This window comes from Streptomyces sp. NBC_01267, assembly GCF_036241575.1.
Classification (GTDB): domain Bacteria; phylum Actinomycetota; class Actinomycetes; order Streptomycetales; family Streptomycetaceae; genus Streptomyces.
Genome location: NZ_CP108455.1, coordinates 1,502,501 through 1,524,633 on the forward strand (window position 1 = coordinate 1,502,501; position 22,133 = coordinate 1,524,633).

Annotated in this window: 23 protein-coding genes and 1 pseudogene (1 of these 24 cut by a window edge); 10 read left to right on the top strand and 14 right to left on the bottom strand. The window is 69.8% G+C overall.

The genetic code is table 11. The features are described from left to right. Positions 1-313 carry the 5' portion of a DNA-3-methyladenine glycosylase gene (locus tag OG709_RS06940; RefSeq protein WP_250304051.1) on the bottom strand. It extends 329 nt beyond the left edge of the window, so 313 of the gene's 642 nt are visible here — the first part of the coding sequence; it begins with the start codon at positions 311-313; the stop codon falls past the left edge of the window. Between the two features lie 124 nt (positions 314-437). Between OG709_RS06940 and OG709_RS06945 the strand changes: the two genes are divergently transcribed. The 3 genes from OG709_RS06945 to OG709_RS06955 all read left to right on the top strand — a co-directional run bounded on the left by OG709_RS06945 (position 438) and on the right by OG709_RS06955 (position 2,477). Further along, on the top strand, positions 438-1,220 hold the full coding sequence (locus OG709_RS06945) for a sporulation protein (protein ID WP_250304050.1): 783 nt from the start codon (positions 438-440) through the stop codon (positions 1,218-1,220). Between the two features lie 76 nt (positions 1,221-1,296). Next, complete coding sequence (locus tag OG709_RS06950; RefSeq protein WP_250304047.1) at positions 1,297-1,833, top strand: YbhB/YbcL family Raf kinase inhibitor-like protein; 537 nt, start codon at positions 1,297-1,299, stop codon at positions 1,831-1,833. Positions 1,834-1,973: 140 nt separating this feature from the next. Beyond that, positions 1,974-2,477 (top strand): HNH endonuclease, encoded by a 504-nt coding sequence (locus OG709_RS06955; protein ID WP_250304045.1) that lies wholly within the window; start codon positions 1,974-1,976, stop codon positions 2,475-2,477. A gap of 70 nt (positions 2,478-2,547) precedes the next feature. Here OG709_RS06955 and OG709_RS06960 read toward each other — a convergent pair whose 3' ends face one another. From OG709_RS06960 to OG709_RS06970, 3 genes are all read right to left on the bottom strand, one after another. Beyond that, complete coding sequence (locus OG709_RS06960) at positions 2,548-3,489, bottom strand: SPFH domain-containing protein (RefSeq protein WP_250304044.1); 942 nt, start codon at positions 3,487-3,489, stop codon at positions 2,548-2,550. Positions 3,490-3,571: 82 nt separating this feature from the next. Next, positions 3,572-4,000 carry an NfeD family protein gene (locus OG709_RS06965; RefSeq protein ID WP_266643785.1) on the bottom strand — a complete coding sequence of 143 codons (429 nt, stop codon included), beginning with the start codon at positions 3,998-4,000 and terminating at the stop codon, positions 3,572-3,574. A 59-nt stretch (positions 4,001-4,059) separates the two neighbouring features. Further along, positions 4,060-4,857: an ABC transporter ATP-binding protein gene (locus tag OG709_RS06970; protein WP_250304041.1), complete on the bottom strand. Its 798-nt coding sequence runs from the start codon at positions 4,855-4,857 to the stop codon at positions 4,060-4,062. 181 nt (positions 4,858-5,038) lie between these two features. Between OG709_RS06970 and OG709_RS06975 the strand changes: the two genes are divergently transcribed. Next, a complete protein-coding gene (locus OG709_RS06975) occupies positions 5,039-5,827 on the top strand; it encodes a hypothetical protein (protein ID WP_250304040.1) in 789 nt (262 codons plus the stop codon). A gap of 87 nt (positions 5,828-5,914) precedes the next feature. Here the strand turns inward: OG709_RS06975 and OG709_RS06980 are convergent, their stop codons facing one another. Next, positions 5,915-6,574 carry a response regulator gene (locus OG709_RS06980; RefSeq protein WP_250304039.1) on the bottom strand — a complete coding sequence of 220 codons (660 nt, stop codon included), beginning with the start codon at positions 6,572-6,574 and terminating at the stop codon, positions 5,915-5,917. After that, entirely contained in the window at positions 6,567-7,712 is a 1,146-nt protein-coding gene (locus tag OG709_RS06985) for a GAF domain-containing sensor histidine kinase (protein WP_250304038.1), read from the bottom strand. The genes OG709_RS06980 and OG709_RS06985 overlap by 8 nt, the downstream gene beginning before the upstream one ends. Positions 7,713-7,852: 140 nt before the next feature. On the opposite strand from OG709_RS06985, the pseudogene OG709_RS06990 reads away from it, so the two are divergent. Both OG709_RS06990 and OG709_RS07000 read left to right on the top strand, forming a co-directional pair. Further along, positions 7,853-8,260: pseudogene (locus OG709_RS06990) on the top strand (SDR family NAD(P)-dependent oxidoreductase); the annotation flags it as partial. Between the two features lie 399 nt (positions 8,261-8,659). Next, positions 8,660-9,460: a transglycosylase SLT domain-containing protein gene (locus tag OG709_RS07000; protein WP_329165268.1), complete on the top strand. Its 801-nt coding sequence runs from the start codon at positions 8,660-8,662 to the stop codon at positions 9,458-9,460. Positions 9,461-9,552: 92 nt separating this feature from the next. On the opposite strand, the gene OG709_RS07005 is transcribed toward OG709_RS07000, so the two are convergent. Further along, positions 9,553-12,111 carry an FHA domain-containing protein gene (locus OG709_RS07005; RefSeq protein ID WP_329165270.1) on the bottom strand — a complete coding sequence of 853 codons (2,559 nt, stop codon included), beginning with the start codon at positions 12,109-12,111 and terminating at the stop codon, positions 9,553-9,555. A gap of 318 nt (positions 12,112-12,429) precedes the next feature. Between OG709_RS07005 and serB the strand changes: the two genes are divergently transcribed. Next, complete coding sequence (gene serB / locus OG709_RS07010) at positions 12,430-13,659, top strand: phosphoserine phosphatase SerB (protein WP_250304032.1); 1,230 nt, start codon at positions 12,430-12,432, stop codon at positions 13,657-13,659. A gap of 62 nt (positions 13,660-13,721) precedes the next feature. On the opposite strand, the gene OG709_RS07015 is transcribed toward serB, so the two are convergent. The 4 genes from OG709_RS07015 to OG709_RS07030 form a co-directional block, all read right to left on the bottom strand. Further along, complete coding sequence (locus OG709_RS07015; RefSeq protein WP_329165272.1) at positions 13,722-14,273, bottom strand: SixA phosphatase family protein; 552 nt, start codon at positions 14,271-14,273, stop codon at positions 13,722-13,724. Positions 14,274-14,419: 146 nt separating this feature from the next. After that, positions 14,420-14,626: a hypothetical protein gene (locus OG709_RS07020; protein WP_250304028.1), complete on the bottom strand. Its 207-nt coding sequence runs from the start codon at positions 14,624-14,626 to the stop codon at positions 14,420-14,422. A gap of 143 nt (positions 14,627-14,769) precedes the next feature. Continuing rightward, positions 14,770-14,886 (bottom strand): SGM_5486 family transporter-associated protein, encoded by a 117-nt coding sequence (locus OG709_RS07025; RefSeq protein ID WP_266643777.1) that lies wholly within the window; start codon positions 14,884-14,886, stop codon positions 14,770-14,772. Between the two features lie 17 nt (positions 14,887-14,903). Next, a complete protein-coding gene (locus OG709_RS07030) occupies positions 14,904-16,169 on the bottom strand; it encodes a CynX/NimT family MFS transporter (RefSeq protein ID WP_250304025.1) in 1,266 nt (421 codons plus the stop codon). A gap of 102 nt (positions 16,170-16,271) precedes the next feature. Between OG709_RS07030 and OG709_RS07035 the strand changes: the two genes are divergently transcribed. Then, the gene (locus OG709_RS07035) at positions 16,272-16,949 is read left to right on the top strand and encodes a FadR/GntR family transcriptional regulator (protein WP_329165274.1); all 678 of its coding nucleotides are present in this window, start codon (positions 16,272-16,274) and stop codon (positions 16,947-16,949) included. Positions 16,950-16,964: 15 nt separating this feature from the next. On the opposite strand, the gene OG709_RS07040 is transcribed toward OG709_RS07035, so the two are convergent. The 3 genes from OG709_RS07040 to fabG all read right to left on the bottom strand — a co-directional run bounded on the left by OG709_RS07040 (position 16,965) and on the right by fabG (position 18,953). Continuing rightward, positions 16,965-17,243 carry a hypothetical protein gene (locus tag OG709_RS07040; RefSeq protein ID WP_329169069.1) on the bottom strand — a complete coding sequence of 93 codons (279 nt, stop codon included), beginning with the start codon at positions 17,241-17,243 and terminating at the stop codon, positions 16,965-16,967. A 233-nt stretch (positions 17,244-17,476) separates the two neighbouring features. Further along, the gene (gene fabI / locus OG709_RS07045; protein WP_250304021.1) at positions 17,477-18,244 is read right to left on the bottom strand and encodes an enoyl-ACP reductase FabI; all 768 of its coding nucleotides are present in this window, start codon (positions 18,242-18,244) and stop codon (positions 17,477-17,479) included. A 4-nt stretch (positions 18,245-18,248) separates the two neighbouring features. Then, positions 18,249-18,953: a 3-oxoacyl-[acyl-carrier-protein] reductase gene (gene fabG, locus OG709_RS07050; protein ID WP_250304019.1), complete on the bottom strand. Its 705-nt coding sequence runs from the start codon at positions 18,951-18,953 to the stop codon at positions 18,249-18,251. A gap of 211 nt (positions 18,954-19,164) precedes the next feature. On the opposite strand from fabG, the gene OG709_RS07055 reads away from it, so the two are divergent. Next, the gene (locus tag OG709_RS07055) at positions 19,165-20,688 is read left to right on the top strand and encodes a TldD/PmbA family protein (RefSeq protein WP_326695118.1); all 1,524 of its coding nucleotides are present in this window, start codon (positions 19,165-19,167) and stop codon (positions 20,686-20,688) included. Then, positions 20,685-22,094: a metallopeptidase TldD-related protein gene (locus OG709_RS07060; protein WP_250304016.1), complete on the top strand. Its 1,410-nt coding sequence runs from the start codon at positions 20,685-20,687 to the stop codon at positions 22,092-22,094. The genes OG709_RS07055 and OG709_RS07060 overlap by 4 nt, the downstream gene beginning before the upstream one ends. Positions 22,095-22,133 lie beyond the last annotated feature (39 nt).

The window sequence follows — 22,133 nt, forward strand, 5'->3', positions numbered from 1 at the left end:
GCAGAACACCGCTCGCCGTCCCCTCGGGGCCGCACACCAGATTGAGGCAGTGCCACATCCCGTACGTGAAGTAGACGTACACATGGCCGGGCGGGCCGAACATGACTTCGTTGCGGGGAGTACGGCCGCGGTAGGCGTGCGATCCCGGGTCCGCCTCCCCTGCGTACGCCTCCACCTCGGTGAGCCGGAGTTCCATGGGCCCGTCCGGCGTGCGGCGGACCAGGGTGCGTCCCAGGAGATCCGGGGCCACCTCCAGTACCGGGCGCTCGAAGAAGTCTCGCGGCAACGGATTACGGTCCGGGGTGACGATCATGGCGTCCGAGCGTAGTGGGGAACGGTTCCCCACTGTCGGCCGTATGCCCGTACGGATGGCCCGGAAGTACGGGCCCAGAGGTACGGGCCCGGAGGCGCGGGCCCAGGTTCGAGAAGGAGTGGGTATGGGGTTCAAGAGGCTGCTTGCCAGCATGGGGGCCGGTGGTGCTTCGGTCGAGACCGTGCTGGCCGAGGCGAACGTCGTGCCCGGCGGGGTGGTCCAGGGCGAGATACGCATCCACGGCGGATCCGTGGCCCAGCGGGTGGAGGGCCTCTCCGTCGGAATCCAGGGCCGGGTGGAGATCGAGGGCGGCGACCACGAGGTCAAGCAGGACATCGAGTTCACCCAGCTACGCCTCGGTGGGGAACTGGAGGTGGAGGCGGGAGCGGTGCACGTGGTGCCGTTCGGACTGGAGATCCCCTGGGAGACACCGATTTCCAGCATCGGCGGCCGGCCGCTGGACGGCATGCACCTCGGTGTGACCACCGAGCTGGAGATCGCGCGGGCGGTGGACTCCGGTGACCTGGACCCCATCCAGGTGCATCCGCTGCCCGCCCAGCAGGCGATCCTCGACGCCTTCGGCCGGCTCGGGTTCCGGTTCCTGAGCGCGGATCTGGAGCGCGGCCACATCAGGGGCACCCGGCAGAAACTCCCCTTCTACCAGGAGATCGAGTTCTGCCCGCCGGAGGAGTACCGCGGGCTGGATCAGGTGGAGCTGACCTTCGTCGCGGACGACCGGGAGATGGACGTCATCCTGGAGATGGACAAGAAGCCGGGCCTCTTCGGCGAGCGCGGCGATTCCTACCGGGCGTTCCAGGTGGGGCTTCGTGATTTCGGGGAGACGGACTGGGCCGGGTACCTGCACCAGTGGCTGGCCGATGTCGGCGGCAGGCGCAACTGGCTCTAGGGTCCTGCTCCGAGGGGTGCGGGGCAGCCTCTAGGGTCGGGGAAGGAACTGGACAGCCGATGCAGGAGGTGCCGTTGTGACCGGGCTCAGCAAGCCGCCGCTTCCCCATGATTTTCACCCGCCGGTGCCCTCGTTCACCGTGGTGAGCGAGGACATCGCGCCGGGATCGGTATTGAAGGACGCCCAGGTGTACGCGGCGGGGAACACCTCGCCGCAGCTGCGGTGGGAGGGATTCCCGCCGGAGACCAGGAGCTTCGCCGTGACCTGCTTCGATCCGGACGCGCCCACGGGCAGCGGGTTCTGGCACTGGTCGCTGTTCGACATCCCGGCCTCGGTGACCGGGTTGCCCGCGGGCGCGGGCAGTGGTGCGTTCGACGGGCTGCCCGCAGGCGCGGTCCAGGCGCGCAACGACTACGGGACGAAGGAGTTCGGGGGCGCCGCGCCGCCGGCCGGTGAGAACCACCGTTACGTCTTCACCGTGTACGCGGTGGACACCGAGCGGCTGGGTATCGACGCCGACGCCTCCCCCGCGGTCGTCGGATTCAATCTGCGGTTCCACACACTGGCGCGTGCGCAGCTCGTCGCCGAGTACACCGGTCCCGCGGAGAGCTGAAGTCCGCCGTTAGTTTGCCCTGCCCCGGTCTTGGAGAGATCAGGGCAGGGCCTTTTTTATTGCGTTGTCCATCGTGGCGTGCCCGGCCAGAGTTGATTCCGGCCCGCCAGGGGGCGGGCCCGCTGATGGAGGTGGGCACCATGCGGGACACGCTGGTACTGAACGCGAGCTTCGAGCCGCTGTCGACGGTGACGCTGAACCGCGCCGTGGTGCTCGTGCTCCAGGACAAGGCCGTCGTGGAGCAGGCCCATCCAGGACTCCGGGTGCGAGCGGCGGCTGTCGAGCTTCCGGTGCCCCGGGTGATCAGGCTCTGCCGTTACGTACGGGTGCCGTTCCGAAGACAGGCACCGTGGTCGAGACGGGGGGTGCTGATCCGGGACCAGCACCGGTGCGCGTACTGCGGTCGGCGGGCCACCACCGTCGACCACGTGGTGCCGCGTGCCCAGGGCGGTCAGGACACCTGGCTGAATACGGTTGCCTCCTGCGCCGAGGACAACCACCGCAAAGCGGCCCGTACGCCGGACCAGGCAGGGATGCCGCTGCTGCGCGGGCCGTTCGTGCCGACCCCAGCCGACGCGATGCTGCTCGCTCTCGGTGCCGGTGAGCGCCGGGCGCTGCCGGAGTGGCTTCCGCGGACCGCCTAGACGAGCTCCCGTACGGGCAGTAGCCGTACAGCAGTTGAGCCCGTCCCCCGGCCGGGGGACGGGCTCTTCGCTACTCCGAGGGCTTGCGGGCAGCAGGCGGAGCCGCCTGCTCCTTGCCGGTGTTGAAGCCCGGGACGTTGTCACCGAGGTTGCCGAAGGCTCCGCTGAGGCCCTTGAGCGCGTCGCCGATCTCGCTGGGCACGATCCAGAGCTTGTTGGCGTCGCCCTCGGCGATCTTCGGGAGCATCTGGAGGTACTGGTACGCGAGGAGCTTCTGGTCCGCGTCACCCGCGTGGATGGACTCGAAGACCGTACGGATGGCCTGGGCCTCGCCCTCCGCGCGCAGCGCCGACGCCTTGGCCTCACCCTCGGCCCGCAGGATCGCCGACTGCTTCTCACCTTCGGCCCGCAGGATCTCCGACTGCCGGACACCTTCGGCCTGGAGGATCGCGGCGCGCTTGTCACGGTCGGCGCGCATCTGCTTCTCCATCGAGTCCTGGATGGAGGTGGGCGGCTCGATCGCCTTGAGCTCGACGCGGTTGACGCGGATGCCCCACTTGCCGGTCGCCTCGTCGAGCACGCCGCGCAGCGCCGCGTTGATCTCCTCACGGGAGGTCAGCGTCCGCTCCAGGTCCATGCCACCGATGATGTTGCGGAGCGTGGTGACGGTGAGCTGCTCGATCGCCTGGATGTAGCTGGCCACTTCGTAGGTCGCGGCGCGGGCGTCGGTCACCTGGTAATAGATGACGGTGTCGATGTTGACCACCAGGTTGTCCTGGGTGATCACGGGCTGCGGCGGGAAGGGGACGACCTGTTCGCGGAGGTCGATCCGGTTGCGGATCGAGTCGATGAACGGGACGACGATGTTCAGTCCGGCGTTGAGCGTGCGCGTGTAACGGCCGAACCGTTCGACGATGGCAGCGCTGGCCTGTGGGATCACCTGGATCGTTTTGATCAGGGCGATGAAGACCAGCACCACCAGAATGATCAGAACGATGATGACGGATGGCATCGTGCTCCCCGTGTCCTTCGATAGCCGGCGGTTGGCAATGATCGAGTTTCGCAGACCTCGGCCTGCCGTGGGTGAGGTTCTGTCACAGGACGACGGCCGTTGCTCCGTCGATCTCTACGACGTCCACCTGCTGACCTGGTTCGTAGCTGGTGTCGGTGTCGAGCGACCGGGCCGACCAGATCTCACCGGCGAGCTTGATCCGGCCACCGCTGCCGTCGACCCGTTCCAGGACGACGGCCTGACGGCCCTTCAACGCATCGATCCCGGTGGCCAGTTCGGGCCGCTGGGAGCGGTGCCGGTTCGCGATCGGGCGTACGACGGCGATGAGCGCGACGGAGACGATCACGAAGACCAGTACCTGCGCGACCAGGTCACCGCCGAGGCCGGCGACGCCCGATGCGGCGATCGCCCCGACGGCCAGCATCCCGAATTCGGGCATGGCGGTGATCACCAACGGGATTCCCAGCCCGGCTGCCCCGATCAGCCACCACACCCACGCCTCGATGTCCACGGGGTCATGGTAGGTGGACAGCCCCTTCCGGGGACAGGGCGCAGAAGGGCGGGAACCGGTCAGCCGAGCGGAAGGCCCTGCGCCGTCCAGCGGTTGCCGCGCTGTTCGACGACGAGCGGCAGCCCGAAGCAGAGGGAGAGGTTGCGGGACGTCAGCTCGGTCTCCATCGGTCCGGCGGCGAGCACCTTGCCCTGACGGATCATCAGGACGTGGGTGAAGCCGGGCGCGATCTCCTCGACGTGGTGCGTCACCATGACCATCGAGGGGGCGTACGGGTCCTGGGCCAGCCGGCCGAGACGGCGTACGAGGTCCTCGCGGCCACCGAGGTCGAGACCGGCGGCGGGCTCGTCGAGGAGGAGCAGTTCGGGGTCGGTCATCATCGCGCGGGCGATCAGGGTGCGCTTGCGTTCGCCCTCGGAGAGCGTGCCGAACTTGCGGTCCAGGAACTCGGTCATGCCGAGGCGGTCGAGGAAGGCGCGGGCGCGCTGCTCGTCGACCTCCTCGTAGTCCTCGTTCCAGGTGGCCGTCATGCCGTAGGCGGCGGTGAGCACCACCTGGAGCACGGTCTGCCGCTTGGGCATCTTCTCCGCCATGGCCGCGCCGGCCATGCCGATGCGCGGGCGGAGTTCGAAGACATCGGTGCCCGGCTTGCCGAGCTGCTCACCGAGGATCGACGCGGTGCCGCTGGTCGGGAAGAGGTAGCTGGACGCGATGTTGAGGAGAGTGGTCTTGCCCGCGCCGTTGGGACCGAGGATGACCCAGCGCTCCCCCTCCTTCACCGCCCAGGAGACGTCGTCCACCAGAGCACGTCCGTCGCGGACCACGGATACGTCCAGCAGCTCCAGTACATCGCTCATGAGCGCGTTGTCTCCCCATGCAGTCTCGGTTCGCGCGTGCGCCTGTGGGCGCAGCTCCCAGGGAAAACTTACGCCACCTGAGAAGTGTCCCCGTGCCTAGGGCCTATTCGGTCGATCTCCCGGGCCAGGGAATCCGGCCGGACGGGGCATGGCACCTCGGGCCGGTCCCTAGGCTGGACGCATGTTCACGGAACCACGCTCAGGACGGCTGGCCGCATGGGGAAATGCCCTTTTGGCCGGAATTGTTTCGCCGGATGACGCCGCACTCGCCATCGTGGGCGAGGACGCGGTGCACCGGGTCGACGGGCTGCCCGGGGAGGCGGGGCCGGTCGGGCTCACGCTGGCGCTCGGCAGGCTGAGAGGGCTCGGCGCGACCGGGTTCCGGGTGGCGATGCCCACGCCGGGGCATCCGCTGGGGCTCAGCGGCCCGCCGGAATTCAATGCGCGGGCGCTGGACGCGGAGGAGGCGGTCGTCGCCTTCGGTGTGCCGCTCGGGCTGGTGCCCGAGGTGTACGAGGCGGGGCCCGAGGGCGATCTGCACCGGGAGGTGCTCTGGCACTGTCTGGCCGTGCGGGACGCGCCGCCCGCCGACGTCCCCTCCTTGGGCGAGGCGGAGCGGGAGCTCGCGGAGGCGCTGCGGGAGGCGACCAAGGTGCTCTCGGGTCTCGACGTGGCGGGTTCGGGGCCGGTTGCCGAGGCGGCCATCGACGCCTACCGGGCGCGGGCGGAACGGGGGCCGGGCGAAGTACTGGCTCCGGGCTATCCGGCGCGCGCGGTCCGGGTGCTCACGCTGGCGCAGCGGGTCGGGCTGCTGGTCGAGATGGGGTACGAACACGGTCCCGGCGGCGCGGTGAGCGCGTCGGAGATGGCGGCGCGGGGAGCGGCGCTGCGGCCGGTGGAGCGGGTGGCCAGGCGGGCGCAGGTCGCGGCGTACAACGCGTACGTGGAGGAGCGGGAGCGGCGTAACTGAGGCGGGGCGGAGTGACGGGGACCGGAGCAGCCTGACGGGGCCGGACCGCCTCGCGGGCTGTCCGGCCCCGGATGACCCGACGGCCCTTCAGCCCGCCGCGCCGTGCCGTACGGCCCAGAGCGCCGCCTGGGTGCGGTCGGCGAGGTCCAGTTTCATCAGGATGTTCGACACGTGCGTCTTGACGGTCTTCTCCGAGAGGACCAGCGCCCGCGCGATCTCCCGGTTGGAACGTCCGTCGGCGATCAGGCCGAGCACCTCCCGCTCGCGCTCCGTCAGGGTCGTCCCCCTCCCCTGGCCGCCGCCCGGTTCCTGGGAGAGCAGCACCCCGGCGACTTCGGGCTGGAGGAGGACGTGCCCCGCGTGGACGGAGCGGATGGCACCGGCCAGGGCGTCCGGATCGACGTCCTTGTAGACGTAGCCCGAGGCGCCCGCGCGCAGGGCGGGGACGACGGTGCGCTGCTCGGTGAAGCTCGTCACCACCAGCACCCTGGCCGGGTTGGCCAGCTCGCGGAGCTTGCGCAGCGCCTCGATGCCGTCCGTACCCGGCATCTTGATGTCCATCAGCACGACGTCGGGGCGCAGTTCCTCGGCGAGGGCCACGCCCTCGGCGCCGTCCCCCGCCTCACCCACGACCTCGATGTCGTCCTGGATCTCCAGGAAGGTACGCAGCCCGCGGCGGACCACCTGGTGGTCGTCGACCAGCAGGACCCTGATGGCCGGCTTCGGCCTGGGCTCGGTGTCAGCCACCGGGCACCTCCATCTCGATCGTGGTGCCCTCGCCGGGCGCCGATTCCACCGTGAGCCTGCCGCCGACCCCGCTCGCCCGGTCGCGCATCGAGACGAGACCGAGGTGCCGGCCGGCCTGCCGTACCGTCCTGGGCTCGAATCCGCGGCCGTTGTCGGTGATCCGCAGGACGGCGCCCTGCCCCCGCCGGTTCAGTACGACGTCGACCTGGTCCGCCTCCGCGTGGCGCAGCGCGTTGTGCAGCGCCTCCTGGGCCACCCGCAGCAGCGCCTCTTCCTGGGCTGCGGGCAGTGCCCGCACCTGGCTGCTCCCGAAGGTGACACGGGGGGCGTGGGCACGGTCGAGGACCTGGATGTGCGTACGGAGGGTGTTGACCAGACCGTCCTCGTCGAGGGCTGCCGGGCGCAGCTCCACCACGGCGGCCCGCAGTTCGTCCGCCGCCTCCGCGGCGAGGGCGGCCACCTGCTGCAGTTCGTCCTTGGCGCGGGCCGGGTCCCGGTCCACCAGGGTGGCCGCGGCCTGGGCCGTCAGCCGCAGGGAGAAGAGCTTCTGGCTGACGGCGTCGTGCAGCTCGTGCGCCAGCCGGGAGCGTTCCTCCACGATGGTGAGTTCGCGGCTGCGCTCGTAGAGGCGGGCGTTGGTGAGGGCGATCGCGGCGTGCTGGGCGAGGATCGTCAGAAGTTCCTCGTCGTCCTCGGTGAATCCGCAGCGGCCGGTGGGTCTGGGGCACCTCTTGTTGGCGAGGAAGAGCGCGGCGATCGTCTCGTCGCCGTCCCGGACGGGCAGCCCGAGGAAGTCCGACATGTCCGGGTGGGCGGACGGCCAGCCGCCGAAGCGGGGGTCCTGCCGTACGTCGTCCAGCCGCTGGGCCTTCTCGTCGTGCAGCATCGCGGCGAGGATGCCGTGCTGGCGCGGGAGCGGGCCGATGGCTTTCCACTGGGCGTCGCTGATGCCGTCGACCACGAACTGGGCGAAGCCGCCGTGGTCGTCGGGCACGCCGAGGGCGGCGTACTCGGCGTCCAGCAGTTCGCGGGCCGAGGCGACGATCGTCTTGAGGACGTCGTGGACCTCCAGATGCCTGCTCATGGCGAGCAGTGCGGTACTCACCGCGGAGAGGCCGGACCGGGGTCGATGGGACATGGCCTCACCGTACCGGCGGGCGCGGCGGACCGTATCGGGCTGTGGACGGCCCTGACCGGGACGCGGGGACTAGGTCAGGGACTAGGTCGAAGTGCCGTGGTCCGCTGCGGCTCGCGGACGGCGCACGGGGCGGAAGCGCGCTGGACGAGCTGGCGCTGGACGGGCTGCGGACGGCGCTGGAGACCAATGTGGTGGCGGCTCTGGGTCTGGTGCAGGAGGCGCTGCCGCTGCTGCGGGCGGCCGGGGCGGGCGCGGTGATCTCGGTCAGTTCGGACGCGGCCGTCGAGGCGTACCGGACGTGGGGCGGGTACGGGGCGTCCAAGGCCGCGCTCGACCAGTTGTCGGCGGTGCTCGCCGCGGAGGAACCGGGGCTGCGGGTCCGGGCGGTGGACCCGGGCGACATGGAGACCGATCTCTACGCGGCAGCCGCGCCCGGGGAGGAGGGGCGACCTGCTCCGTCGAGTGTGGTCCCGGCGTTCCTGCGGTTGCTCGAAGAGCGTCCGGCGAGCGGCCGGTACACGGCGCCCGCTCTGCTGGAGGAGGCGTGACGGGTGTGGGGCGCTGACCCGCAGCTATGCGGAGGTAGTACGGGCCCGCTACCTCTGGCACGAGTTCGGGGACGTCCACCTCATCCTTCCGGATGAGGACGCTCACACTCCGGATTGCTTGAGCAACGTACTGTGAGAATCCTGTCCGCCTGCTGTGACGCCCCGCACAGGACGCACGTCACTTACGACGCAGGCTAGTTGATCCTCAAGAGCCACCTGGGCCGGGCATCGGTGGATGTCCGGCCTTACCGGCGGTACCCCACGCCACTAAGCGGGGTCGTACGTCACACCTTTGCCACAAGATTTTGCTGCCGCTAAGAATGGCTCCCGTCGCCGCCACCAGGGCGTACCGCCGCCCCAGGCGCTCGCGACTTCCGCTATTCGAAGAGGTACGCCCACATGTCCTCCCGCCACCGCCGCAGCCGTCTGACCAAGACCCACAAGTACTCGATCGGTGGTGTGGCCGCCGTCGGCGCCGCCGCCGTCGCGTTCACCCTTGTTCCCGGAAACGCGTCCGCCGAGACGACCCACCAGTCGATCGACGCCGCCCCGGCGGCCTTCACCTCGCAGACCACAACCGTGAAGACCGGCCTCGAACTGCAGCAGGCGCACGCCGAGCAGGCCGCCAAGGACGCCGCGGCCAAGGCCAAGGCAGATGCCGCCAGGGCGAAGGCCGAGGCGAAGGCCAAGGCCGACGCCGCCTCGAAGGCCAAGGCGCAGGCCGTGGCCAAGGCCGTCGCCAAGGAGAAGGCCCAGGCTGCCGCCAAGGCGAAGGCCGAGGCGAAGGCGAAGACCGAGGCCGCCGTCAAGGCCAAGGCCGAGGCCGCCGCGAAGGCCAAGGCCGCCGCCAAGGCGAAGACCGTCAACGCGGCCAGCTACCCGAACACCCTCGACGGCTGGATCCGCCAGGCGCTGTCGATCATGCAGGCCAAGGGCATCCCCGGCTCGTACGACGGTCTGCACCGCAACATCATCCGCGAGTCCGCCGGTAACCCGCAGGCCATCAACAACTGGGACATCAACGCGCAGAACGGCACCCCGTCGATCGGCCTGCTCCAGGTCATCCAGCCGACGTTCTCCGCGTACCACGTGACCGGCACCTCCACGAACATCTACGACCCGGTCGCCAACCTCACCGCCGCCGCGAACTACGCTGCCGCGAGGTACGGATCGATCGACAACGTCAACAGCGCCTACTGATCCGGCGCACCGGACACACGCCACCGGTCACACGCCGAAGGGCGGCACCCCACTTGCGGGGGTGCCGCCCTTCGGCGCTGCTCCGTGAGCGACTACTTGCGCATGACCTCCGGCTCGTGGCGGCGCAGCAGCCGGGCCACGACGATTCCGCAGATCACGCCCATCGCGATCAGGATGCCCATGTCCATCACCCAGGTGCCCAGCGTGTGGTCCCACAGCGGGTCCGTGCTGGTCAGGTTCTTCTTGTTGGGCAGCAGGATGTTGAGTGACGCGGTGGCGCCCGCGGCTGCGACCGCCCAGCGGGCGGGCATCAGGAACGACAGCTGGTTGACCCCGGCGGCGCCGTTCAGGGTGAAGAGGCAACCGGTGAAGACGACCTGGGTGATCGCGAACATCACCAGCAGCGGCATGGTCTTCTCGGAGGTCTTCACCAGCGAGGAAATGATCAGGCCGATCATCATCGAGGTGAAGCCGAGAGCCATGATCGGCAGGGTGAGTTCGATCCGGGTGGAGGCGGAGAAGACCAGCCCCTCCTCGGGCGCCTTCTTCAGTCCGAAGCCGATGCCCCCGATGATCGCGCCCTGCACCACGGTGATCAGACCGAGCACGATCACCTTGGACATCAGATAGGCGGAACGCGACAGGCCGGTGGCCCGCTCCCGTTCGTAGATCACCCGTTCCTTGATCAGTTCGCGTACGGAGTTGGCCGCGCCCGCGAAACAGGCGCCCACCGCCAGGATCAGCAGGATCACGGCGCCGTCGCCGTTGCTGCCGTGTCCTCTGACCGGGCCGAAGCCGAGTCCGTAGTCCGCGGGGATCAGCGCACCGACCGCGCCGAGGACAGCGGGGAGCAGGACCGAGAGCGCCATGAATCCGCGGTCGGAGACGATGACCGACACGTAGCGGCGCATCAGGGTGACCAGCTGCGAGCCCCAGCCCTGGGGCTTGGGGACCCTCATCGCCTGGGCGGGCGGCATCTGGACCGACTGCACGGCGACCGCGTCGATGTCCGCCGCGTACATCTGGTAGTGCTGCGAGCCGCGCCAGCGGCCCGCCCAGTCGTAGTCGCGGTAGTTCTCGAAGGCGGAGAAGACATCGGCCCAGCTGGAGTAGCCGAAGAAGTTGAGCGCCTCCTCCGGCGGCCCGAAGTACGCGACCGCGCCGCCCGGTGCCATCACCAGAAGCTTGTCGCAGATGGCGAGTTCGGCGACGGAGTGGGTGACGACGAGCACCGTACGACCGTCGTCGGCGAGGCCGCGCAGCAGCTGCATGACATCGCGGTCCATCCCCGGGTCGAGGCCGGAGGTCGGCTCGTCCAGGAAGATCAGGGACGGTTTGGTCAGCAGCTCCAGTGCGACCGAGACCCGCTTGCGCTGGCCGCCGGAGAGAGAGGTGACCTTCTTCTCCTTGTGGATGTCCAGCTTCAGCTCGCGCAGCACCTCGTCGATACGGGACTCGCGCTCGGCCTCGGTGGTGTCCGCGGGGAAGCGCAGCTTGGCCGCGTACTTCAGGGCCTTACGGACCGAGAGTTCCTTGTGCAGGATGTCGTCCTGCGGGACGAGACCGATGCGCTGGCGCAGCTCGGCGAACTGCTTGTAGAGATTCCGGTTGTCGTAGAGGACATCGCCCCGGTTGGCGGGCCGGTAGCCGGTGAGCGCCTTGAGCAGGGTGGACTTGCCCGAACCCGAGGGGCCGATGACCGCGACGAGCGACTTCTCGGGGACGCCGAAGGAGACGTCCTTGAGGATGTCCTTGCCGCCGTCGACCGTCACCGTGAGGTGGCGGGCGGAGAAGGAGACCTCACCGGTGTCGACGAACTCCTCGAGCCGGTCGCCGACGAGGCGGAAGGTCGAGTGGCCGACGCCGACGATGTCGTTCGGGCCGATCAGGGCCGTTCCGGACTTGGCCATCGGCAGACCGTTGACGTAGGTGCCGTTGTGGGAACCGAGGTCACGGATCTCGAAGCGGCCGTCGGGCGTGGCCACGAACTCGGCGTGGATACGCGAGACCTGGAGGTCGGAGACGACCAGTTCGTTCTCCAGCGCACGGCCGATGCGCATCACCCGGCCGAGAGCCAGCTGGTGGAAAGTGGTCGGGCTGCGGTCCCCGTACGGGGTCGAGGCCCCCGCGCCCCCGCCCACCGGGCCGCCCTGCTGGGGCAGTTGGGCCTGCTGCGGCTGCCAGCCCTGCTGGGCCGGGGCCTGTTGCTGGGCCGGGGCCTGTTGCTGAGCGGCGCCCCAGCCGGGGTCACCGCCCTGGTACTGGGCCGGGGCGTACGGCTGCGCCTGCATCGGCGCCTGCGGCTGTACGGGTGCCTGGGCAACGGCCTGCGCCTGCATCGGCTCCGGTGTCCGGGCCGCCGCGCCGGAGAGGCTCAGCCGCGGACCGTCGGTCGCGTTGCCGAGGTACACCTCCGAGCCGGGACCGATCTCCACCTGCTGGACCTGCTGCCCGTGCACGAACGTGCCGTTGGTGGAGCCGTGGTCCTCGATGACCCAACTACGGCCCCCCCAGCTGATCGTGGCGTGCCGCCACGAGACCCTCGCGTCGTCGATCGCCAGGTCTCCCTGCGGATCACGGCCAAGGGTGTACGACCTGGACGGATCGAGCGTCCAGGTCCTGCCATTCAATTCCAGTACGAGTTCCTGCACTCCAGCCCCACTTATTGTCCCCCGAGGTACCCCCATTGCAGGGAGTCTAGGGATGGCGAACATCGTGGGGAACTATTTCAGGCGCAGTGACGTATCGGGAACCCGGGCCGTGTGACGACCATGTACCAATGGGTTCCCCGGGGCATCTGCGGACGTGACCGGACGGACTCCTCTCCCTTTTCGCCTGCCTTCTCATGAATCACTCAGTATTTCCCCCTTCCGCCGTTCATTGCCGCGATGGGCCACCGGAGGTACGGGCGTCCGGTCCTCGGGACGGACTGCCGGGGGGTCCGCAGTGCCCTATACGGTGGGATCACCATGAGCGCATCGCAGCCCCCAGTCCCCGCCGATTTCCCCACTCTTCTCGTCAAGATCTTCGGGAAGGACCGCCCCGGGATCACCGCCGGGCTCTTCGACACCCTCGCCGCCTACGCCGTCGACGTCGTCGACATCGAGCAGGTCGTCACGCGGGGCCGCATCGTCCTGTGCGTCCTGATCACCGCACCGGGCCCCGACGGCATTGCCCAGGGAGAGCTGCGGGCGACCGTGCACAGCTGGGCCGAATCGCTCAAGCTGGAGGCGGAGATCATCTCCGGCACCGGCGACAACCGGCCCCGGGGCAGCGGACGCTCCCATGTGACCGTCCTCGGCAATCCGCTCACCGCGGAGTCGACCGCTGCCATAGCGGCCGGTATCACCGGCGCCGGCGGCAACATCGACCGCATTTTCCGGCTGGCGAAGTATCCGGTGACCGCCGTGGAATTCGCGGTGTCCGGTGTGGAGACCGAAGCGCTGCGCACCGTGCTGGCCACCGAGGCATCGGCGCTCGGCGTGGACGTGGCCGTGATCTCCGCCGGTCTGCACCGCCGGGCACAGCGGCTCGTCGTGATGGACGTGGACTCGACCGTCATCCAGGACGAGGTGATCGAGCTCTTCGCCGCGCACGCGGGGTGCGAGCAGGAGGTCGCCGAGGTCACCGCCCGTGCGATGCGCGGCGAGCTGGACTTCGAGCAGTCGCTGCACGCGCGGGTGGCGCTGCTGGCGGGGCTCGACGCCTCGGTCGTCGACAAGGTACGGGCCGAGGTGCGGCTCACCCCCGGTGCCCGCACCCTGATCCGTACGCTCAAGCGGCTCGGCTACCAAGTGGGCGTCGTCTCGGGTGGTTTCACCCAGGTCACCGATGACCTCAAGGAGCGTCTCGGCCTCGATTTCGCCTCCGCGAACACCCTGGAGATCGTCGACGGCAGGCTCACCGGCCGGGTCGTCGGGGAGATCGTGGACCGCGCGGGCAAGGCGCGGCTGCTGCGGCGGTTCGCCGCGGAGGCGGGCGTACCGCTCGCCCAGACGGTCGCGATCGGCGACGGGGCGAACGACCTGGACATGCTCAACGCGGCCGGACTCGGCGTCGCGTTCAATGCCAAGCCGGTGGTCCGCAAGGCCGCCGACACCGCGGTGAACGTGCCCTTCCTGGACACCGTGCTCTATCTGCTCGGCATCACCCGCGAAGAGGTCGAGGCGGCGGACGGGCTCGTCGACGACGAGGTCTAGCTCCTGGTAGAGCCGCGGGGCCCCGGTACGCGTACCGGGGCCCGCACGCATGTCCGGGGGGCCTACTCGTGCGGCGCCCAGAAGTCGGCGAGTTTGCCCACGCCGTGCTCGACGGATTTCCAGGGTCCGGTGAACTCGATGAGGGCGACCCCTGCCGTCGGGAATCCGCTGCGGTTCATCCTGCTCAGCACGGAGCCCTCGGAGCGGCCCGCCAGGGCGTCGGCGAGTGCGTGCATCCCGGGGTTGTGGCCGATGACCAGGAGGTCGTCCACGTCGTCCGGGGTCTCGTTGAGCAGCGCGAGCAACTCGCCGAGCGAGGCGTCGTACAGCCGCTCCTCGTACACGGTCCTGGGCCGGCTCGGCATCTCCTGCACGGCCAGCTTCCAGGTCTCACGCGTTCTGACCGCTGTCGAGCAGAGGGCCAGATCGATGTGGAGGTCGTGCGAGCCGAGCCACTGGCCCGCGGCGGAGGCATCCATCCGGCCGCGGTCGGCGAGCGGCCTGTCGTGGTCGGACACCTCGGGCCAGTCGGCCTTCGCATGCCGGAGAAGGGCGATCCTGTGGGACTCGGGGGTTCCGGGGGCTGTCCCCCCGGATGACACAACGGCGCTCATACAATCCAGCTTCGCACGGATCGGACCATCGGGCAGAGGGTGTGGGGAGGCTCCCCAGCACGAGTGAACGGTGTTCGGCCACGGTGGCCGGGCGCCGTACGCCGGGCGGGTCCGAGGGCCCGGCGAAGACCGGCCGGGCCGTACACCTAGAGCGGCAGGTTCCGCTGGATGAGCTCCAGGACATGGGTGATGTTGGCGCCGCCGGCCTCGGCGTGCGCCTGGCCGGGCGCGCTGATGAGCAGGAGCAGGGCGGCGAAGGCGACGGCGGGCAGGGCGATCGCCCACCACGGCAGCCGGACATCGACGCTGCCCGAGGCCGGTGCGTGGGACCTGGTGTGCGTACGGGCCGACATGGCCGCCTCCGTCGAGTTCGCGGTTGTTGAAGTACCTCGAACTTACGGAGTGCGGGCGGCCGGTCCCATCCGGTGACCCACCCACTTCACCCTGACCCTGGCCCCCTAGGGGGTGGTGGGGCCAGCCCCACCACCGCGGGGTGTCAGGGCGAGGCCAACGTCGCGACGATCGCGACGATCACCGTGACGGCGAGCATCGCGCCGAGCACGAGCAGGAGCTTCTTCTGACCGTTCTGGGGATTCGGTTCGAGCACTGGCATGACGTCAGTCTCGCATCTCAGGATTCGTCCTCGATCGTCCGGTCCCGTCCCGCGAGGATCCCCGCCCCGATCTGCGGCACCATCAGCCCGGCCATCAGGGCGATGGGCAGCCCCCAGCCGCCGCTGTGCTGGTAGAGGACGCCGACGAGCAGCGGCCCGGGGATCGAGATCAGATAGCCGGTGGACTGGGCGAAGGCGGAGAGCCTGACCACGCCGGCGCCGCTCCTGGAGCGCATCCCGATCATGGTGAGGGCCAGCGGGAACGAGCAGTTGGAGATGCCGAGCAGCAGCGCCCAGGCCCAGGCGCCGCCGGACGGGGCGAGGTAGAGCCCCGCGTAGCCGACGAGTCCGCAGACGCCCAGGGCGACGACGATGGGGCCCTGGTGCTTCATCCGGCCGGCCAGTCGCGGGATGACGAAGGCCAGCGGCACACCCATCACCATCGTCACGGCGAGCAGCAGTCCGGCGGTGCCGGCGGAGACTCCGGCGTCCCGGAAGATCTGCGGCATCCAGCCCATGGTGACGTAGGCGGCGGTGGCCTGGAGACCGAAGAAGCAGGCGAGCGCCCAGGCGGTGCGGCTGCGGGCGATCCGCAGGGCCGGGACATCGGATCCGGGGGTCCCGGTGGCGTCCGCGGCGGCGGCGCTGCGGTCCCGGATCAGCCCGATCCAGGGCAGTACGGCGACGGCGGCCAGCACCGCCCACACGCCGAGTCCCATCCGCCAGCTGCCGCCGAGGCTGTCGGTCAGCGGCACGGTGACGGCGGCGGCGAGTGCGGTGCCCAGGGCGAGGGCCATCGAGTAGAGCCCTGTCATGGAGCCGACGCGGTCGGGGAAGTACCGCTTCACCATGACCGGCATGAGTACGTTGCTGACGGCTATGCCCATCAGCGCGAGTGCGCTGGCCGCGAGGAAGCCGGCCGTACCGCCCATGAGCGGGCGGATCACCAGGCCCGCGGTGATCGCGGCCATCCCTGCGCAGACGACCGCGCCCGGTCCGAACCGGCGGGCCAGTCGCGGCGCCATGACGCCGAACACGGCGAAGCACAGCGGCGGTACGGAGGTGAGGACGCCCGCCACGCTGCCGCTCATGCCGAGACCGTCGCGTACCTCTTCGAGGAGCGCGCCGAGGCTGGTGATGGCCGGACGGAGGTTGACTGCGGCGAGGACGATCCCGGCGATCACCAGTTTCACGGTCCACGCGGCGAGCTGCGGAGGTGTGGAATCCACGGGGGTTCCCGGCTCGGCCACCGGGCTGAGGATCTTGGTCTCGTCATCAGGCATGAGGCCATCATAGAATCATGGGATGATTGGCTGTTCACCTGTCCGGCCCACCCGCCGGAATCAGGCTGTCCGGCCCCGGCGGTTTCACGAACGAGGAGCACGATGGCGCTGAACTCTCCCCGGCGTTCCGCACTCGCCGACCAGGTGATCACGGAACTGCGGAATCAGATCACCTCGGGCGAGTGGCCGGTGGGATCGCGCATCCCGACAGAGCCGGTACTGGTGGAGCAGCTGAGGGTGGCCCGCAACACCGTCCGGGAGGCGGTGCGCGCGCTCGCGCACAACGGGCTGCTCGACATCCGCCAGGGCTCGGGCACGTACGTGGTCGCCACCAGCGAACTGGCCGGGGTGATGCATCACCGCTTCGCGGCTGCCGACCCCCGTGACGTCGCGGAGGTGCGTGCCACGCTCGAATCGTCGGCCGCCCGGCTGGCCGCCGTACGGCACACCGAGCGGGACGCGAAGCAGCTGACCGCGCTCCTCGCCCACCGGGAGAGCACCTGGGCGGCGGGCGACGCGGAGGCCTTCGTCGCCGCCGACGCGACGCTGCACCTGGCGATCGTCAATGCCTCGCACAACGACGTACTGACCGAGCTCTACGCCGATCTGGGCGATCTGCTCCGCGAGTGGCTGCGCGGCGGCGTGGGGCACGAGCTGCGGCCCGAGGGATACGTGGACCACAGCAGGCTGATCGGGGCGATCCTGGCGGGCGACGCGGATCTGGCGGCCTCGGAGGCCGCCAGCCATGCCTTCATCAACTGCCTGGAAGCCCAGGTGTGACCAGGGCCGGAGGGCTCAGCCGACCCGTTCGTGCGTCATCCGGACCGAGCCGATCTCTTTCCAGCAGCGGCCGGTGAGCCGCACGGTCCGCGCGGGCCCGACCTCGACCGGGGCGCTGTCCATGTCGATGTCCCACCAGCGGGCGCACTCGATGTGCAGGGCCACCCGGTCGCTGTCGACGTACGAGTTGTGGCAGGTGGCGGCCACCTGGGAACCCTTGACCGCGATGCGGCACCCGGCCCCGAAGGGGACCTCCCGCGCATACGCGCCCGTCGGGCCGGTGAACCCCGCCATTCCGGCCGAGGCCACGAGCAGGACTGCCGTTCGGCAGAGCAGATGACGCATACGCGTGTCTCCTCCCCAGGCGAGCCGGAGGGCACCTCCGACAGGAGCAGTCTGCGGTGGTTCGACCGGATATTCGAGTCGATCACGACAGGGGGCAGATCCTGGGTGCTCCGGAACGCACCGAGGCCGCGCGCCGTCTCCTGGACGGCACGCGGCCTCGTGAGCGAAGAGCTCGGGAGCGGTCAGGCACCCATCATGTGCACGCCGCCGTCGACGTGGACGATCTCGCCGGTGGTCTTCGGGAAGAAGTCCGAGAGCAGTGCGACGACACCGCGGCCGGCCGGCTCCGGGTCGGACATGTCCCAGGCGAGCGGGGAGCGGTGGTTCCAGACGTCCGCCAGCTCCGAGAAGCCCGGGATGGACTTCGCGGCCATCGAGCCGATCGGTCCGGCGGAGATCAGATTGCAGCGGACGTTCTGCTTGCCGAGGTCGCGGGCGAGGTAGCGGGAGGTGGCCTCCAGCGCGGCCTTGGCCGGGCCCATCCAGTCGTACTGCGGCCAGGCGTACTGGGCGTCGAAGGTCAGTCCGACCACCGCGCCGCCCTCGCTCATCAGCGGCAGGCAGGCCATGGTGAGCGACTTCAGCGAGAACGCCGAGACGTGCATCGCCGTGGAGACCGACTCGAACGGGGTGTTGAGGAAGTTGCCGCCGAGCGCGTCCTGCGGCGCGAAGCCGATGGAGTGCACGACACCGTCGAGCGAGCCGAGTTCGTCACGGACCAGGTCCGCGAGCCGGTCCAGGTGCTCGGTGCTGGTGACGTCCAGCTCGATGACCTTGGCAGGCTTGGGCAGCTTCTTGGCGATGCGCTCGGTGAGGGTGGGCCGCGGGAACGCGGTCAGAATGACCTCGGCACCCTGTTCCTGGGCCACCTTGGCGGTGTGGAAGGCGATGGAGGACTCCATCAGCACACCCGTGATGAGGATGCGCTTGCCGTCAAGAATTCCGCTCATGTGATCAGTGCCCCATGCCCAATCCGCCGTCAACGGGGATGACGGCTCCAGTGATGTACGACGCGTCGTCGGAGGCGAGGAACCGCACCGTCGCGGCGATCTCCTCCGGCTTCGCATACCGGCCGAGCGGCACCTGCGAGACGATGCCCGCGCGCTGCTCGTCGGTGAGCACCCTGGTCATGTCGGTGTCGACGAAACCGGGTGCGACGACGTTGAAAGTGATGTTGCGCGAGCCGAGTTCACGAGCGAGGGAACGCGCGAAACCGACCAGGCCCGCCTTGGAGGCGGCGTAGTTCGCCTGACCCGCCCCGCCGAGCAGCCCGACCACCGACGAGATGAGGACGACCCGGCCCTTCTTGGCGCGCAGCATGGCCCGGTTGGCCCGCTTGACGACCCGGAAGGCACCGGTGAGGTTGGTGTCGAGTACGGACGTGAAGTCCTCCTCGGACATCCGCATCAGCAACTGGTCCTTGGTGACACCGGCGTTGGCGACCAGGACCTCCACCGGACCGTGCTTCTCCTCGATCTCCTTGTAGGCCAGATCCACCTGCTCGGTGTCGGTGATGTCGCACTTGACGGCCAGGAAGCCCTCGGGAGGTTCGCCCGAGCGGTACGTGATCGCGACCTTGTCGCCTGCGTCGGCGAAAGCGCGGGCGATGGCGAGGCCGATGCCCCGGTTTCCTCCGGTGACGAGAACCGAGCGGCTCAACGGATCACCCTTTCGATAGCTGTTTGGTACCCACGCAAACTATCGGCTCTGTCCCACTTAAGGGGAATCCGCCTCCGACAGCACCGCACGGCGGCGCCTGTCGGGTCCCTACAGAAGAACGCGGTCGGGTCCCTGCAGAAGAACGATCTGGCAGGCGGCCCCCTTCGCGCGACATGATGCGAGCGACCGGTCGTGACGACAGGAGACCTCCGTGCCACATTCCATCGACGCAGCCTTCACGGCGCTGCCGCTGCGCCCCCTGGCCGACGCGGCCCTCGCCCGTGCGCGCGCACTCGGCGCCGACCATGCCGACTTCCGCTTCGAGCGCGTGCGCAGCGCGGCCTGGCGGCTGCGGGACGCGAGGCCGGCCGGGTCGTCGGACACCACCGATCTCGGATACGCGGTGCGGGTGGTGCACGGCGGCGCGTGGGGGTTCGCCTCCGGGGTGGACCTGACCATGGACGCCGCGGCGAAGGTCGCCTCGCAGGCGGTCGCGATGGCGAAGCTCTCCGCCAAGGTCATCAAGGCGGCTGGATCGGACGAGCTGGTGGAACTGGCGGACGAGCCGGTGCACTCCGAGCAGACCTGGATCTCCGCGTACGAGATCGACCCCTTCTCCGTACCCGCCGACGAGAAGACCGCCCTGCTGGCCGACTGGTCGTCCCGGCTGCTGAGGGCGGACGGAGTGGCACATGCGGACGCCTCGCTGATGACCGTCCACGAGAACAAGTTCTACGCGGACACGGCGGGCACCGTCACCACCCAGCAGCGGGTGCGGGTGCATCCGCAGCTCACCGCGGTCGCCGTGAACGGTGCCAGCGGTGAGTTCGACTCGATGCGGACGATCGCCCCACCGGCCGGCCGAGGGTGGGAGTACCTCACCGGGACCGGCTGGGACTGGGACTCCGAACTGGAGCAACTCCCGGTACTGCTGGCCGAGAAGATGCGCGCGCCCGGTGTCGAGGCGGGGACGTACGACCTGGTCGTCGACCCGTCGAACCTCTGGCTGACCATCCACGAGTCGATCGGGCACGCGACCGAACTGGACCGGGCGCTGGGGTACGAAGCGGCGTACGCCGGAACCTCCTTCGCCACGTTCGACCAGCTCGGGAAGCTGGCGTACGGCTCCCCCGTGCTGAACGTGACGGGCGACCGCACCGCCGAACACGGCCTCGCCACCGTCGGTTTCGACGACGAGGGGGTGGCCGCGCAGTCCTGGGACCTCATCAAGGACGGCACGCTGGTCGGGTACCAGCTGGACCGGCGGATCGCGAAGCTGACGGGGCTCGGGCGCTCCAACGGCTGTGCGTACGCGGACTCCCCGGGCCATGTGCCCGTGCAGCGCATGGCCAATGTGTCGCTCCAGCCGGATCCGGGCGGGCTCTCGACGGAGGATCTGATCGGGGGCGTCGAGCGCGGGATCTATGTCGTGGGCGACCGCTCGTGGTCGATCGACATGCAGCGCTACAACTTCCAGTTCACCGGTCAGCGCTTCTACCGCATCGAGAACGGGCAGCTGGCGGGGCAGCTGCGTGACGTCGCCTACCAGGCGACCACCACCGACTTCTGGGGCTCGATGGAGAAGGTCGGCGGCCCGCAGACCTATGTGCTCGGCGGCGCGTTCAACTGCGGCAAGGCCCAGCCGGGACAGATCGCCGCCGTCTCGCACGGCTGCCCCTCCGCCCTCTTCCGGGGCGTCAACATCCTGAACACCACGCAGGAGGCCGGACGATGACCTCGTCGAAGCGCACCGTCACACCGCACGAGATCGTCGAACGCGCCCTCGCGCTGTCCACCGCGGACGGCTGCGTGGTCATCGCCGACGAGCAGTCCGGTGCCAACCTGCGGTGGGCGGGCAACGCGCTGACCACCAACGGCGTGACCCGTGGCAGGACCCTGACCGTCATCGCCACCGTCGACGGGAAGGAGGGCACCGCCTCCGGTGTGGTCTCCCGCTCGGCGGTCACCGCGGACGATCTCGAACCGCTGGTCCGGGCCGCGGAGGCCGCCGCCCGGGGCGGGGCGCCCGCCGAGGACGCGCAGCCGCTGGTCTCCGGCGTCCCCGCGTCGCCCGACTTCACCGACGCGCCCGCCGAGACGACCTCGGCGGTCTTCGCCGACTTCGCGCCCGCGCTCGGTGAGTCCTTCGCCCGTGCCCGGGAGGGCGGCCGTGAGCTCTACGGCTTCGCCCACCACGAGATGAGTTCCAGCTATCTCGGTACCTCCACGGGGCTGCGGCTCCGCCACGACCAGCCCAACGGCACCCTGGAGCTGAACGCCAAGTCCCCCGACCGGACCCGCTCCGCCTGGGCGGGCCGTGCCACCCGCGACTTCAAGGACGTCGACCCCACCGCCATGGACGCCGAGCTGGCGCAGCGGCTGGGCTGGGCGGAGCGCCGTATCGAGCTGCCCGCCGGACGGTACGAGACGCTGCTGCCGCCGACCGCCGTCGCCGACCTGCTGATCTACCAGCTGTGGTCGTCGGCCGCGCGGGACGCCGTCGAGGGCCGTACGGTCTTCTCGCGTCCCGGCGGCGGTACCCGGCTGGGGGACAGGCTCTCCCCGCTGCCGCTGACCCTGCGCAGCGATCCGGCCGAGCCCGGTCTGGAGTCGGCGCCCTTCGTCCTGGCGCATGCCTCGGGGGACGACTCGTCGGTCTTCGACAACGGGCTGCCGCTCTCCCGCACGGACTGGGTGCGGGACGGGCGGCTGGAGCGCCTGGTCACCACCCGGCACAGCGCGGACCTGACCGGTCTGCCGGTGGCTCCCGCGATCAGCAATCTGATCCTGGAGGGCGGCGGTGAGCGGTCGCTGGACGAGATGGTGGCGGCGTCCGGGCACCAGGGGCCCGCCCTGCTGCTGACCTGCCTCTGGTACATCCGGGAGGTCGACCCGGCCTCGCTGCTGCTGACCGGTCTGACCAGGGACGGTGTCTACCTCGTGGAGAACGGCGAGGTCGTGGGTGAGGTGAACAACTTCCGCTTCAACGAGTCGCCGGTGGATCTGCTGTCCAGGGCCACCGAAGCCGGGCGTACGGAGCGGACGCTGCCCCGTGAGTGGGGTGACTGGTTCACCCGCGCCGCGATGCCCGCGCTGCGCATCCCGGATTTCAATATGAGTTCCGTCAGCCAGGGCGTATAACCTCTGGACGTACTTCCAGCCACACCGAAGGAGACGCGA

Coding starts and splice junctions, on each gene's coding strand:
- OG709_RS06945 (WP_250304050.1), top strand. CDS start 438: ATGGGGTTCAAGAGGCTGCTTGCCAGCATGGGGGCCGGTGGTGCTTCG.
- OG709_RS06955 (WP_250304045.1), top strand. CDS start 1,974: ATGCGGGACACGCTGGTACTGAACGCGAGCTTCGAGCCGCTGTCGACG.
- OG709_RS06960 (WP_250304044.1), bottom strand. CDS start 3,489: ATGCCATCCGTCATCATCGTTCTGATCATTCTGGTGGTGCTGGTCTTC.
- OG709_RS06970 (WP_250304041.1), bottom strand. CDS start 4,857: ATGAGCGATGTACTGGAGCTGCTGGACGTATCCGTGGTCCGCGACGGA.
- OG709_RS06975 (WP_250304040.1), top strand. CDS start 5,039: ATGTTCACGGAACCACGCTCAGGACGGCTGGCCGCATGGGGAAATGCC.
- OG709_RS06985 (WP_250304038.1), bottom strand. CDS start 7,712: ATGTCCCATCGACCCCGGTCCGGCCTCTCCGCGGTGAGTACCGCACTG.
- OG709_RS07000 (WP_329165268.1), top strand. CDS start 8,660: ATGTCCTCCCGCCACCGCCGCAGCCGTCTGACCAAGACCCACAAGTAC.
- serB (WP_250304032.1), top strand. CDS start 12,430: ATGAGCGCATCGCAGCCCCCAGTCCCCGCCGATTTCCCCACTCTTCTC.
- OG709_RS07015 (WP_329165272.1), bottom strand. CDS start 14,273: ATGAGCGCCGTTGTGTCATCCGGGGGGACAGCCCCCGGAACCCCCGAG.
- OG709_RS07020 (WP_250304028.1), bottom strand. CDS start 14,626: ATGTCGGCCCGTACGCACACCAGGTCCCACGCACCGGCCTCGGGCAGC.
- OG709_RS07025 (WP_266643777.1), bottom strand. CDS start 14,886: ATGCCAGTGCTCGAACCGAATCCCCAGAACGGTCAGAAGAAGCTCCTG.
- OG709_RS07030 (WP_250304025.1), bottom strand. CDS start 16,169: ATGCCTGATGACGAGACCAAGATCCTCAGCCCGGTGGCCGAGCCGGGA.
- OG709_RS07035 (WP_329165274.1), top strand. CDS start 16,272: ATGGCGCTGAACTCTCCCCGGCGTTCCGCACTCGCCGACCAGGTGATC.
- OG709_RS07040 (WP_329169069.1), bottom strand. CDS start 17,243: ATGGCGGGGTTCACCGGCCCGACGGGCGCGTATGCGCGGGAGGTCCCC.
- fabI (WP_250304021.1), bottom strand. CDS start 18,244: ATGAGCGGAATTCTTGACGGCAAGCGCATCCTCATCACGGGTGTGCTG.
- OG709_RS07060 (WP_250304016.1), top strand. CDS start 20,685: ATGACCTCGTCGAAGCGCACCGTCACACCGCACGAGATCGTCGAACGC.